Source organism: Massilia sp. DJPM01 (genome assembly GCF_030348125.1).
Classification (GTDB): domain Bacteria; phylum Pseudomonadota; class Gammaproteobacteria; order Burkholderiales; family Burkholderiaceae_D; genus Telluria_A; species Telluria_A frigida.
On sequence record NZ_JAQOZV010000063.1, the window covers coordinates 1 to 13,338 of the forward strand.

The following is a 13,338-nucleotide window of genomic DNA, read 5'->3' on the forward strand; positions in this document are numbered from 1 at the left end:
CTAAGCACTAACCCGCACGAGGACTTCGCGGCAGGCTTTGTCATGGATAACGTCGTCTTCACGCTTGCCGAATTGCAGGATGCGTTCGTAGCCGATGGTTTGCCAAAGGCGACACCGGGCCACGTCCCGCACATCATGTCCAAGCTGGGTTACACCAAGGCTCAGATTCAATTTGATGGCAAACGGTCAACCTATTACTTCCCAATGAACGTCACACCCGACAAAGTGCAAGGGTTGTGCAAAGGTAGTGCAAGGGCAGTGCAAGTGTTTGATTTCTAAGAATGGCGAGCGATATCAATAACTTACGACAAGTGCAAAGGGTGCAATAGAGTACCCGCACTTATCTATTTTTACGAAGTGCAGGCTTTTCTGCGCTGAAGTTTCCTTGAAGGATAAACACAATGATTCTCAAAACGAAGTACGATCCGAGCATTTCAACAAAGTTTGTCGGTGTCACCGGCAAGACCCACAAGTCAGTAGCGGAAGCGAAAGCCTCCTTCCGGCTGTACCCACACGGCTGGGTTCCATGCGAAGCAGCATTCCCGCAAGAGTTCATCGACTCCGAAGGAACCCGCTACACCGCTTTACCTGATTTCCATCATCCTGCCACCGGGTTCTACGCAGAGTTCAAGGCTCATAAGATGAACGGAAAAGGCACTAGACGCGCAGCAGTCGCCGCCATGACTAAGATTGATAGCCACATCGCACAAGGATTGATTGCAGCGGCCAAGCGGCCCTACAAGGCGTTAGAAAATGCATGGAACCACTCTATCCAAACCATGGCCTGTAAGTGCTCCCAGCTACCGTCAGAGACACCCATCGTCTTGATTTATGAAACGATGGCCGACCTAAACGAAGAGCGGCGGTGCGCACGTAACGGCGTGTTCATGCTATCCCTTGACAATCTACAATCGTTCAACGGCTTCTTGTTATTCGCATCGCTCGGACTGAACGTGGAATTTTCCCGCAATGATTTTCGTTATGGAGTAACGCCAAATGAAAGTTAAAGTTTTTTATTCTTGGAAAATCCCTCGTTTAAGTTGACCTCGGCCACAATCTTAAAAACCTCAGCATGATCATTAATTTTTGGATATAGTTGCTCAAGGCAATAATTAATAACCACAAAGGCTGATATTAAGTCTTCTCGATGGATTCCATCTGACCCGTGACTACCTTCGTTACCCATATACCGGAGGCTTTTCATAGCTTCTTTGATATTCAGATACCTAGGATCAATAAGCCACCCTATTCGATCCGAAAGGCCTGCTCGATTACCCTTTCTCGCATGGACTCTTGGAACTTTCAAGTCATCAAGAAGGTGTTCAACAATGGTGCGTAACCGGTTCACACAGGCATCTGCATCACTCCAAAAGTTCTGAAATGCCAAATTAAGATGCGATATAACTATTTTTGGAATTTCGCCATTCGTGACAGGCTCGATTATTCTTAATGGCGGATGAAAAAACAACGGCCTTATAACATGATAATAGCTTCTCACATTGCTCTCATAGTCTTCCTCTAAGACAGCGTCACCAGTGATCAGCACGAACTCGTTGCAGTTGAGACATTTAAGCAAACCGCTGAATATATATTGCGCATGCTCAGCATCAAACCAATCTTCATTCCAACATTGCTGAGTTGACGCATTTTGATGAAACGTACATTCTTCAAACAATTTAAGTCGTCCAACGATACAACTTGGACATCTCCACGCAGGAAGGTTAGTTGCGGCAAACGATTGAGATAATTTGCTCTTTTCCACTTCCACTCCTTTTCCTAAACTAGTCCCAAGATTCGCTTTTTTATTCACTGGCTACGATATTGCAAATTTTGAAGCGATAAAAATAGCTATTCCAAGTAGCAACCATACGAGAGAAAGCATCAACCCCCAATATAGTCGATGTAGTTTAATGTCGCGAATATAGGCAAGTTTCATCTGCTCAAAGACCAACTCCGCTTCCACATCGGTAGCTGCAACTGGCAACCTCGATTTTACATACATTGGATCGTGTCGGGACTTTACTTTCCTGCGCGTAAAGAAAGCATCAATAAAATTTAGTTTATAAAGACCGCCCAAGAAAAACGATCCGTTTAAGCCGGTTGGATTATTAATATGATTCACCGGATTTCCTACAGCGGCCACGGCCCGCACTAAGGAATAGAATGCTAAAAACCATACTAAGAGAAACAGACATGCAACAACCATTGCAGGCCAACTTGGCGTCACATTGCAGAAATGCTTTAGATGTTTGAATACGCGATGAAGATTCTGCAACGGAATCAACAATACAACGAGTAGTCCCGCCACCTTAACGTCAATTGCACGAATGGTAGCCTGCATATCGACAATTGATCCAGCCAAAAACCCTGCGCGATCATTCATTCGCTTTTACCCACTGATTCATGTACAGGTTATGGTAAGTTCCGGTATAGCAAGAGCGACCAATACTCCAAAAGAAAAGCTCTTTCTGAGAATCGGTTAGCATCCCATAAACTCGCGATGAAATCATAGTTTCTCCGTCTGCCCAACTTTTATTTCCATATCCAGAAAGCTCGGCGGCAGCGCCGACTGACTTACCAATCCAAACCACTTCATTAATCGAACTTCCCTTATACCCGGCTTTAATATATAGTGATTCTCCATCCTCAATCCCAATGCCGATTTTTATCTCGGAATACGAACGCTTTTTTAGCTTGATATTTAATACATCTATTAATGAGCAGACTTCTCCGCCCGTATTAATCACACTTTGAACATCTTCCTTCGTCGTGGTATTGAAGACGGCCCAAACCCCGTCGCCTTCTATATAAATCTCGTTTATTTTCGGCTCGCCCTTCAGAACAGCTACGACCTCAGAGATGTACGCTCGATAAATTTTCGCGAGCACCGGACGCTTGTGCTTACTTGCAAGCTCCTTTGATCCTCGGATATCAATGAACATGACAGTCACATCGACATAAAACCCATTGGTAAAGGTTAGTTCATTGCGGGCCGGTATTCCCTTATGCTCGCTATAGTTGGCATCCTCTCCGGCTAATATCTCATCTATACGATCACGACTGTCATCAAAATCGTAACTTGAGTAGATAGCTTCCATGAATCCTCCGAAATTATTGTTGCTTAATTGTACTTGTTGTGACTAGCGATGTCGAAGTCTTTCGACTATTGGGCAGGGCCACACTGACTGTTGAGTTATAGCGCATTAGGGTATGCCCCAACGAGCCAGACGAACAGCGCTATTTAGTTGGCTCAATAGGGTTGACTGTATTTTGATCCATGTGTATTATTGAGCTACCTACCCAATTGATCCAGTTAAACGCAAATATGAAGACGATCTATTACGGACGAACCAGCACGAACGATGGTCAAACCAGCGCCAGCCAATACGACGATGCAAAGAAGCAGGCCGTCAAGGCAAAGGATGTGCATGTGGACGAGGCCACAGGCGGCTACCACGTGGCACCGATGGATCGCGCAGAGTGGCGAAGGGTCATGGACAAGCTGTCTGATGGTGGCGTGCTATATGTCCGCTGGCTTGATCGTATCAGCCGGCGCTACGATGAACTTAACCTTGTCATGCAAGAGTTGATGCGCATGGGCGTGAAAGTCATCTGCACCCTTAACGGCATGACGTTTGATGGCACCGCTACTAACGCAATTGACAAGGCCACTCGCGATGCGGTGCTAGCCTTTATTGCTGCACAGGGCGAAGCCGACTACTTGAACCGCAAAGAAATGCAGAAGCGTGGTATCGAGGTGGCAAAGGCAGCGGATGACGGTCGCTATGTAGGCCGGTCAAAAGCGACTGATCCAGCTACGGTGGTGTCATGGCGTGCTGAGCATGGCGCAAGCATCAAGGCCACGGCAGATCACTTTGAAATTTCGACAGCCACCGTCAAGCGCTACTGTGCAGAGATCGCTGCTAAAGTTACTACGTAACGAACCATACGGAACCGCCATGGCAAAGACCAATTCAGAACGCCAGAGGGCATACAGGGCCACGAGGGCAACCGCTGGGGAGAACGGCCAGCGCCAGCTAAACATGTGGGTCGATACTGGCACTGCCCTAGCCCTAGCCCGACTAGCGAATCGTTACTCAATAACGAAGCAAGAGATGATTGCAAGATTGATAAGCCAAGCAGATGATGGGGTTATTGCAACAATCAACGAGCAGTCACCGCAGTGGGATATCTACATGCGGCCAAAGGGTAAGCTTGGCAGGTAAAGCCGCTGCAAACGACGTGTATAGCCCCGCCACGGCACGAACGGCGGGGGCAGTCACTAGAGGGAAGCTAGAGATATTTTGCCGCCAAGGTCCGCAAATCGCCCCGCATCGAAAACCTATTAAGCACTCCGCTCGACCTTCCGCCTTTTCCCAATTTTTATTTGTTAGTATTTCAGCAACCGTTGACATAGCACGTTAAGCCCAACTATAATCGCGCATGGTCATAATTTTGACTGAGGGATTCTTGCGTTCTAAATTCTTTAAAAGGAATATTAAACACTACAATGAAGGAGGTTTAATGCAACACAACCAGCTTTACACGGTTCAACAGGTAGCTAAACTCTTGTGCGTCAGCGTATCCGGCGTATGGGATAAAGCTCGGAACCAACCGGATTTTCCGAAGCCAATGAAGGTATCAGCGAAGCAGACACGATGGACACACGCCCAACTCGACAGCTTTATACAAGGGAGATTAGCCCTCTCTCAAGCTCAGTAGCCTAGAAGCCGCTCTCAGCACCGATGCTGGAGTGGCTTTTTAACTTCTAGGGCGTACAATTTTTCTAGGGCAGAACTAGTGCACAGAAGTAGAAAAGAAAAAATGGTCAAGAAGATAAACTTCCCAACCCTTTGATTTCATTAGTATTTTTTTGGTCGGGACGGAGTGATTCGAACACTCGACCCCTTGCACCCCATGCAAGTACGCTACCAGGCTGCGCTACGCCCCGACGAGCTGCGAATTATATCAGAGCATCTTACGTTTTTGGCACACAAATCGTACCTGTCACGCGCTGCCACGTAGCGCTTTGCGCTAGCTCAAACGTCCCCTCAAAAAACCTCGTTGCCGCTCCGCAATTCAGCCGATCGGGTGCTTCCGTACAGAACTACCACCCCGATCGCATTCATGTACTATTTATCATACAGTGTTGCAATTATCTAAATTTACGATGAGAAAAACGGAGAATCCCTCCATGGAAAAGCAGAACAGCGACACCAGTCGCTTTCTTTCAACGGGCGTTCCGGGACTGGACACCATCCTCGGCGGCGGCCTGACCAGTGACCGCCTGTTCCTGATCGAAGGCGAGCCCGGCACCGGCAAGACCACACTCGCCCTCCAGTTCCTGTACGAAGGCGTGCGCCGCGGCGAATCGGTCATCTATATCACCCTGGCCGAAACCCGCGTCGAACTCAAGGCGGTGGCGCAGTCGCACGGCTGGTCGATGGACGGCATCCACGTCGAGGACATCATCCCCAACGAAAACATCCTCCACCCCGACCACCAGTTCACCATTTTCCACCCATCCGAAATCGAGATGGGCATGACCACCCAGCGCATTCTCGACACAATCGAAAAACACAAGCCGACCCGCGTGGTCCTCGATTCGCTGTCCGAGCTGCAGCTGCTCGCCGAAAGCCCGCTGCGCTACCGCCGCCAGGTACTGGCGCTCAAGCAGTACCTGTCCGGCAAAGGCTGCACCACCCTGTTCCTCGACGACCGCACCGCCCTCTCGGGCGACCTGCAAGTGCGCAGCGTGGCGCACGGCGTCATCACGCTCGAACTGATCAACCAGGACTACGGCTCCGAACGGCGCCGCGTGCGCATCGTCAAATACCGCGGCATCGCCTTTCGCGGCGGCTCGCACGACTACAAGATCGTCACCGGCGGCCTGGTGGTGTTCCCGCGCCTGATCGCCGCCCACACGCGCGTGCTCACCGAACGCCAGCAGCTCTCGAGCGGCATCGCGCAACTCGACGCGCTGACCGGCGGCGGCCTCGATGAAGGCACCAGCACCCTGCTCTCCGGCCCTCCCGGCACTGGCAAATCCTCGCTGTGCGCGCAGTACGTCTACGCAGCCACCCAGCGCGGCCAGAAGGCGGCCATGTTCCTGTTCGAGGAAGCGGCCAACAACCTGCTGCTGCGCTCCACCGGCCTCGGTATCGACCTCAAAGGGGCCATCGACAATGGCCTGCTCGTCGTCAAGCAGATCGACCCGGCCGAAATGGCGCCCGGTGAATTCATGCAGGCCGTGACCGATGCCGAAGCCGCTGGCGCGCGCGTCATCGTCATCGACAGCCTCAATGGCTACCTCAACGCCATGCCCGACGAGCGCTTCCTGGCTACCCACATGCACGAACTGCTTACCTACCTGGGCCAGCGCGGCGTGGTCACCATCCTGGTCGGCGTGCAGCCCGGCGTCATCGGCAGCACTATGACGACCACGGTCGACGCCAGCTACATCGCCGACAGCGTCATCATGCTGCGCTACTTCGAGGCACGCGGCAAGGTACGCCAGGCCATCTCCGTCTTCAAGAAACGCGTCGGTCTGCACGAGCGCACCATCCGCCTGTTCACGATGAGCGCCAAGGGCATCCAGGTGGGCGACGTACTGACCAATTTCCACGGCATCCTGACCGGGATACCCACCTTCGACGACAGCGACTGCCACCTGCTGTTCGGCGACGAAAACGGATAAGCGAAAACAGCCTATGGAAAAGCGAGTCCTGATCTACGCCCCGACCGGGCAAGACGCGGTGCTGGCATCGAAAATGCTCACGCTGGCGCAAGTCGACAACCTCGTCACCGAAACCATCCAGAGGCTCTCCGAAGAGCTGCTGATCGGCGTCGGCGCCGTGCTCACGGTCGAAGAAGCGCTGTCGAACGGCGGCATGAAAGCGCTCGGCGAATTCGTCCAGCGCCAGCCCAACTGGTCGGACCTGCCGATCGTGCTGCTGACGCACCGCGGCCCCGACTCGCTCAGCGTGCGCCAGGCCATCAACACCCTCGGCAATGTCACCTTGCTCGAGCGCCCGGTACGCACCCTCACCCTCATCACCTCCCTGCAATCGGTCCTGCGCGCCCGCGAAAAGCAGTACCAGGTACGCGAAACCGACCGCCGCAAGGATGAATTCCTGGCCAGCCTCGGTCACGAACTGCGCAACCCGCTCGCTCCCATCCGCACCTCGATGAGCGTGTTGAACCACCTGTACCCCGACCAGGCCCCGGTCAAGAAAGTGAGCGACGTGATCGAGCGCCAGGTGACGCACCTGACCCGCCTTGTCGACGACCTGCTCGATGTCGCCCGCATCAACAGCGGCAAGATCGAACTGCAGCGCGACTACACCACCTTCGCGCAAGTGATGGAACACGTGACCGAACTGTGTTCGGCGGCGGCGGCCGCCAAACATATCAGGATCGATGTCGCCATGCCGCCCGATCCGGTCGTGCTGTACGCCGACTATGCGCGCGTGGTGCAGATCGTCGCCAACATCGTCTCGAACGCGGTCAAGTTTACGCCGTTCGAAGGCTACATCAGCGTGCGCGCGCTGGTCGAATTCGGCGCCCTGAAAATCTGCATCAAGGACACCGGCATCGGCCTCGAACCGGCGGCCATCGGGCGCATTTTCTCGATGTTCGAGCAAAGCCGGCCGCCGTCCGGCCAGATCGCCAGCGGCCTCGGAATCGGCTTGAGCCTGTCGCGCCAGTTCGCCGAAATGCATGGCGGCAGCGTGCATGCGAGCAGCGACGGCCTTGGCAAGGGCAGCGAATTCGTAGTCACGCTGCCGGTGGTGACGCAAGCGCGTCCAACCACCGACGTTCCCATGGTCGACATCATCGGCAGTGTCGACCAGCGCCCCAGGGTGCTGGTGGTGGACGATAACCGCGATGCCGCCGATTCGCTCCAGGCGCTGTTTGAAATGGAAAACTGCAACGTCGCCACCGCCTACGACGGCCACGAAGCGGTGCAGGCGGTGGAACAGGGCATGCCCGACATGATCGTGATGGACCTCGGCATGCCGAGCATGGACGGCTACGAGGCGGCGCGCCGCATCCGCCTCAAGCCCGGCTCGCAGTCGGTGCTGATGATCGCGCTGACCGGCTGGGGCCAGAGCGACGCGCGCCAGCGCACCCTCGACGCCGGCTTCGACCACCACTTGATCAAGCCAGTCAACTTCGACGAAATCAAGCGCCTTGCCGACGGCCGCCTGGGCACCTCCCACGGCTCGCGCCTGATCCGCTAGCGTGCCGTTCCCGCGAACCGCGGGAACGCCGCCGGTTCGCTCTCCAGCGCCGCCATCAAGCGCGCCATGTCCACCGGCTTGACCAGATGCGCATCGAAGCCCGCGTCAAGCGCGCGTTCGCGGTCGCTGTCCTGGCCATACCCGGTCAGCGCAATCAGGCGCACCATGCTCGTTGCCGGGTCGGCGCGCATGCGGCGTGCGACTTCATAGCCGTCGATGCCCGGCAGTCCGATATCGACCAGGGCAATGTCCGGGCGCGCCACGCCAGCCTTGCGCAGGCCGTCGAACCCGTCGACGGCCGTGTCGACCCGGTACTGCTGCGCCTCGAGCATCATGGCCATCATGTCGCGCCCATCTTCGTTATCTTCGATCAGCAGCACGCGCTGGCGCGACGATGGCGCCGGCGCCGGTACACTCGGCTCCGACTGCGGCGGCTCGATGCGCGGAAGGTGCAGCTCGAAACTGCTGCCCAGGCCCATGCCCGCGCTGCGCACATCCACTTGCCCGCCGTGCATCAGCGCCAGCTGGCGTACCAGTGCCAGTCCCACCCCCAGGCCGCCCTGGGCGCGGTCGAGCGGGCGCGCGCCCTGCACGAACAGGTCGAACACGTACGGCATCAGTTCCGGCGCAATCCCGATACCCGAATCGGATACGCACAGCACCGCGTCCTCGCCTTCGCTTTTCACACTCACCGAAATCGTGCCGCCGGCCGGCGTGTATTTCAGCGCGTTGTCGAGCAGGTTAGAGACAATCTGCTCAAGCCGGGTCGGATCGCCGTCCACCCACACCGGCGCCACATCGACGCGTAATTCGTGGCGCGCCGAGCGCTGCGACGCGCGCAGGGTGCTCACGTAGTTGTCGATCACCTGGTCGAGCCGCAGTGCGCGGCGCTCCAGCAAGATCTTCCCCGAGTGAACCCGCCCCATGTCGAGCAAGTCGTCCACGATGCGCGTCAGGTGCCCGCTCTGGCGCTTGATGATCTCGCGCGCGCGCTCGCCGGCCGCCGCCGGCATGCCCGGATGGGCCATCACGCTGGTCGCGTTCACGATCGCCGCCAGCGGATTACGCAGCTCGTGCCCCAGCATCGCCAGGAATTCATCCTTGGCCCGGTTCTGCTGTTCGGCCCTGGTGCGCGCCTCGTGTTCGCGCTCGAACAGGATCTCGCGCTCGGTCTCGGCCGCATGGCGCGACTGCTTTTCCTGGTTCACCACCATCGCCGCGGCGGCGATCGCGGCCAGCACCTGGTCCACTTCCGCCACGCCCGACACATCGGTGTGGCCCGGGTCCCCGCTGCCGCCCAGCGCATGCGCCGAACGCGCCACCTGGCCGATGGAACGCGACAGCCGGCGCGCAAAGAACACGGCGGCCAGCGCCGCGCAGCACACCGCCGCCGCCAGCCCCAGAATGGACACCGTCAGCGCGCGCCGCGCCGCCGATTCGATTTCGGCTTCCGGCACGCCCACGGCCACCGTCCATCCGGACAGCGCCGAGCGTTCCAGCACCGTGTACAGCTTCATGTTGTCGTCGCTGGCGTTGCGGATCACGCCGGTGGTCTTGTTGCGGATCGCTTCGCGCAGGTCGGGACGGGTGTCGCCACGCCCGGTGGCCGCGCCGCCATGGGTCTGGGCGATGGTCATGCCGTTGCGGTCGTACACGCCGGCCAGCCAGGACGGCGGCGCGTTCACCTGGGTCAGCACGCCGTTGAAGTGATCGATCTTGAAGCCTTGCGCGATCACATAGCGCATGCCCTCCGGCGTGGTCACCGGCACGTCCACCACCACCAGCAAGGCTTGCGTGACGACCCCGCGAATCAGGTTGGAGATTTGCGGAATGCCGGCATCGAGCACCTGGGCCACGCGCCGGGCCGCGTCCGGGCCGGGCAACGGTGCGCCGAACGGCACCGCGGTATTGATCAGCTGCTGCCCGCGCTCGTCGAGCAACGCGGTCCAGGTGGTGCCCACCTTGTCGGCAAAACGCGCCTGCTCGTAAAAGCCTGCCAGGTCGCCCTGCGCCAGGTGCGGCGAGGTGGCCAGCATGCGTACCGCGCTCTGGGTGTTGGTCAGTTCGCGGTCGATGCTCACCAGCGAGATGCGGGCCGTTTCGCGCACGCCCTTGAGCGCCGCTTCGCGCTCGGACTTGAGCAGCATGTTCAGCGAAATCGTCGAGAACAAAATGACCGGAATCAGGATCGCCGCGACCATCAACGCGAGATAGGCACGGATTTTCATGGCACCGGCGGCGAAAAACTGTTCATGGAGTGCTGCTGCCTTTGAAAAACGGGAGAAGCGGCAGAACGCCGCACGGTTGTAATTATAACCATTTTCTTCCGCGATCCCGGGCCGCTTTTACTTCCAGTCGCCCCGCAAAGCCAGCACCTGCTTGTGCAGGTAGTCGGGCGTGGCATCCTGCGGCGCGACCGGTGTGCCGACCGCCAGCGCCAGGCGCGAACGCGGCCCACGCGCGAAGGTGCGCTCGAACAGATTGCCCGGATCGCGCGTGAGCAGGCTGCCCCACAGGCCGCGCAGCGCCATCGGAATCACCGGCACCTTGCTGCGTTCGATAATCTTGGCGATCCCGCCGCGGAATTCGCCCATTTCGCCGGTCGAGGTCAGGCGCCCTTCCGGGAAGATGCATACCAGGTCGCCTTCATGCAGCGCCTGCGCGATGTCGATGTACGCCTTCTCCATCAGGAACTGGTCTTCCTTGGCCGGCGCGATCGGAATCGCGCGCGCCGTGCGGAACAGCCAGCCCATGAACGGCATCTTGAAGATCTTATGGTCCATCACGAAGCGGATCGGGCGCGGGCTGGCCGCCCCGATGACGATGGCGTCGACGTAGCTGACGTGATTGCACACCAGGACCGCCGGACCATCTTCGGGAATCCGGTCCACGTCCACCGTCTTGACGCGGTGGATGGTATGAATCAGCATCCAGGCCAGGAAGCGCATCAGGAATTCCGGCACCAGCGAGAAGATATACAGCGCCACGACGGCATTCAGGATGGCGGTGGCAAGGAACATTTCGGGAATCGTGAAGCCCATCTTGATCATCACGATGGCCACGCCGGCCGCGCCGATCATGAACAGCGCGTTCAGGATATTCATGCCGCCGATGGTACGCGACAGGTGGGCCGGTTCGCAGCGGGTCTGGATCAGCGCGAACAGCGGCACGATGAACAGGCCGCCGAACACGCCGATCATGGCAATGTCGAACAGCACGCGCGTCACGCCAGCCTGCGCCAGCATGCCCATCATCTCCACTTCGACCGGCGGGCGCACGTAACCTACGCTGGCGAAATACAGGTCGATGCCGAACAGCGACAGGCCGATCGAGCCAAACGGCACCAGCCCGATTTCCACCTTGTGGCCCGACAGCTTCTCGCACAGCAGCGAGCCGACGCCCACGCCGACCGAAAACACCGTCAACAGCAGCACGAACACGCTGTAGTCGCCATGCAGGAACTGTTTGGCGTACAGGGGAAACTGCGACAGGATCATCGCGCCGTAAAACCAGAACCACGAGTTGCCCAGCATCGACAGGAACACGGTGCGGTTCTTGCGCGCGTGGCCGATATTGCGCACCGACTCGGCAAACGGATTCGGATTGATTTTCAGCTCGGGCGCGGGTGCCGGCGACAGCGGAATGCGGTAGCTGGCCACCAGGCCAAGCACGGCGAAGAACATGGTGGCGCCGGCCACCAGCTGCAAGCCGTGCGGTTTAAGCACCAGCGCGGCGCCCAGGATCTGGCCCAGCAGGATGCCGACAAAGGTGCCCATTTCAACCACGCCGTTACCGCCAACCAGTTCTTCCGATTTCAGATGCTGCGGCATGTAAGCGTATTTCACGGGCCCGAACAAGGTCGAATGCACGCCCATGCCGACCACGGAGGCGATCAGCAGCCATAAGGTGTGCGACAGCCAGCCGATGCCCGCAACGAGCATGATGGCGATTTCCAGCATCTTGACGAAGCGCGCCAGGCGCCCTTTCTCGACCTTTTCGGCGATCTGCCCGGCGGTGGCCGAAAACAGCACGTACGGCAGGATGAACAGGCCCGGAATCAGGCTGTTCAAGATGGCCGGATCAAGGCTGGTCCAGCTGACGGCGTCGTAGGTGAGAATCACCAGCAAGGCGGTCTTGAAGACGTTGTCGTTGAACGCGCCGAGGAACTGGGTCCAGAAAAACGGCGCGAAGCGGCGTTGCTTTAAGAGGGAAAACTGGCTGGCTTGACTCATGCTGAAGGATCTCTCAAGGTCTCGATGTGGCAAAAAGGTCGGGGGTGCATCGTCAGGGTACCATCAGCCCTGGCGCAACAGGGCCTTGAATGCCTGCGGCACCCAGGGCCGCGCGGCCACGATGAAGCTGATCGCGTGGCGCTGGTCGAGCGGCAGGCGCGTTTCGTGCTGGTGCTGCTGCGCGAATTCGGCCGCCACCTGCTTCAGGCGTTCCAGCAGCGCGGCGCCGGACTGCTTCGACAGCATCACATTCACCAGCCGCATGACTTCATCCTCGCCATCGAAGCGCGAGTTCAGATAGTCGGCCGCCGCCTCGTGCCGGAAGTAGCCCTGGATCGGCCCATTCGCAATCCAGCCGAAAGTGCGCGCGATCAGCAGCTTGACCCGGTTATTCGGCAGCAGCTCCAGGAAGCCGATGCGGTCCAGCCGCAGCAGGTACTTGGTCACTTCCGCTTCCGTCATGTCGTAAAAGCGCACGATATCGTCGAAGCCGATGTGGTTCATGGCCGACACGGCCACCACCAGCAGGCGCGGGTCGCCGATGATTTCGCGCTCCTGCGCCAGCGTCAGGTGCGAAATCAGGGTCGGCGCCGACTGCGCCGCACTGAGTTCGTCGAACTCGATGCCGGTGGCGGTGAGGATCTCGTCCAGCCGCTGCAAGGTAAAATTCTTCTGTGAAAACATGCGCTTGACACTCGCTTCCGACATTCCTATCCGTCCGGCAAGGTCGCCGTAGGTAATTCCCCGCCCCTTCAGGAGGCGCTTCAAGGTGTCGACAAGTGTAATTGCGTGCGGCATTTCTGTATCCCTTCGAAATCTGGTAGCAAATATTAATACTTATTCAGAATAATAGCGATACGGAC

At 57.6% G+C, this 13,338-nt stretch carries 12 protein-coding genes and 1 tRNA gene; 6 read left to right on the forward strand and 7 right to left on the reverse strand.

The genetic code is table 11. From position 1 onward, the window contains the following. The coding region (locus tag PO883_RS28760) for a hypothetical protein (RefSeq protein ID WP_289312815.1) at window positions 1–279 on the forward strand (279 nt) is incomplete at its 5' end. A 122-nt stretch (window positions 280–401) separates the two neighbouring features. Further along, the gene (locus PO883_RS28765; RefSeq protein WP_289312816.1) at window positions 402–1,007 is read left to right on the forward strand and encodes a hypothetical protein; all 606 of its coding nucleotides are present in this window, start codon (window positions 402–404) and stop codon (window positions 1,005–1,007) included. Here the strand turns inward: PO883_RS28765 and PO883_RS28770 are convergent. From PO883_RS28770 to PO883_RS28780, 3 genes are read right to left on the reverse strand one after another with little or no spacing between them, the layout of a single operon-like run. After that, complete coding sequence (locus PO883_RS28770) at window positions 1,004–1,762, reverse strand: DUF4145 domain-containing protein (protein WP_289312817.1); 759 nt, start codon at window positions 1,760–1,762, stop codon at window positions 1,004–1,006. The two genes, PO883_RS28765 and PO883_RS28770, sit on opposite strands and share 4 nt — an antisense overlap. 51 nt (window positions 1,763–1,813) lie before the next feature. Then, window positions 1,814–2,383, reverse strand: coding sequence for a hypothetical protein (locus PO883_RS28775; protein ID WP_289312818.1), 570 nt, complete (start codon window positions 2,381–2,383; stop codon window positions 1,814–1,816). Next, window positions 2,376–3,098, reverse strand: a complete 723-nt coding sequence (locus PO883_RS28780; RefSeq protein WP_289312819.1) for an adenylate/guanylate cyclase domain-containing protein — start codon at window positions 3,096–3,098, stop codon at window positions 2,376–2,378. Before PO883_RS28780 ends, PO883_RS28775 begins: the two co-directional genes overlap by 8 nt. A gap of 227 nt (window positions 3,099–3,325) precedes the next feature. Here PO883_RS28780 and PO883_RS28785 point away from each other — a divergent pair, with 227 nt between their 5' ends. Beyond that, a complete protein-coding gene (locus tag PO883_RS28785) occupies window positions 3,326–3,940 on the forward strand; it encodes a recombinase family protein (RefSeq protein ID WP_289312820.1) in 615 nt (204 codons plus the stop codon). A gap of 19 nt (window positions 3,941–3,959) precedes the next feature. After that, window positions 3,960–4,226, forward strand: a complete 267-nt coding sequence (locus PO883_RS28790) for a hypothetical protein (protein WP_289312821.1) — start codon at window positions 3,960–3,962, stop codon at window positions 4,224–4,226. 648 nt (window positions 4,227–4,874) lie between these two features. Here PO883_RS28790 and PO883_RS28795 read toward each other — a convergent pair. Next, window positions 4,875–4,951 (reverse strand) — tRNA-Pro (locus PO883_RS28795). Between the two features lie 243 nt (window positions 4,952–5,194). Here PO883_RS28795 and PO883_RS28800 point away from each other — a divergent pair. Then, window positions 5,195–6,697, forward strand: a complete 1,503-nt coding sequence (locus tag PO883_RS28800; RefSeq protein WP_289312822.1) for an ATPase domain-containing protein — start codon at window positions 5,195–5,197, stop codon at window positions 6,695–6,697. 13 nt (window positions 6,698–6,710) lie between these two features. Beyond that, window positions 6,711–8,243 (forward strand): response regulator, encoded by a 1,533-nt coding sequence (locus tag PO883_RS28805; protein WP_289312823.1) that lies wholly within the window; start codon window positions 6,711–6,713, stop codon window positions 8,241–8,243. On the opposite strand, the gene PO883_RS28810 is transcribed toward PO883_RS28805, so the two are convergent. The 3 genes from PO883_RS28810 to PO883_RS28820 form a co-directional block, all read right to left on the reverse strand. Next, window positions 8,240–10,471, reverse strand: coding sequence for an ATP-binding protein (locus PO883_RS28810; RefSeq protein ID WP_289312824.1), 2,232 nt, complete (start codon window positions 10,469–10,471; stop codon window positions 8,240–8,242). The genes PO883_RS28805 and PO883_RS28810 overlap by 4 nt on opposite strands. 117 nt (window positions 10,472–10,588) lie before the next feature. Then, the gene (locus PO883_RS28815) at window positions 10,589–12,475 is read right to left on the reverse strand and encodes an MFS transporter (protein ID WP_289312825.1); all 1,887 of its coding nucleotides are present in this window, start codon (window positions 12,473–12,475) and stop codon (window positions 10,589–10,591) included. A gap of 63 nt (window positions 12,476–12,538) precedes the next feature. Beyond that, on the reverse strand, window positions 12,539–13,273 hold the full coding sequence (locus tag PO883_RS28820) for a helix-turn-helix transcriptional regulator (RefSeq protein WP_054263907.1): 735 nt from the start codon (window positions 13,271–13,273) through the stop codon (window positions 12,539–12,541). Window positions 13,274–13,338 lie beyond the last annotated feature (65 nt).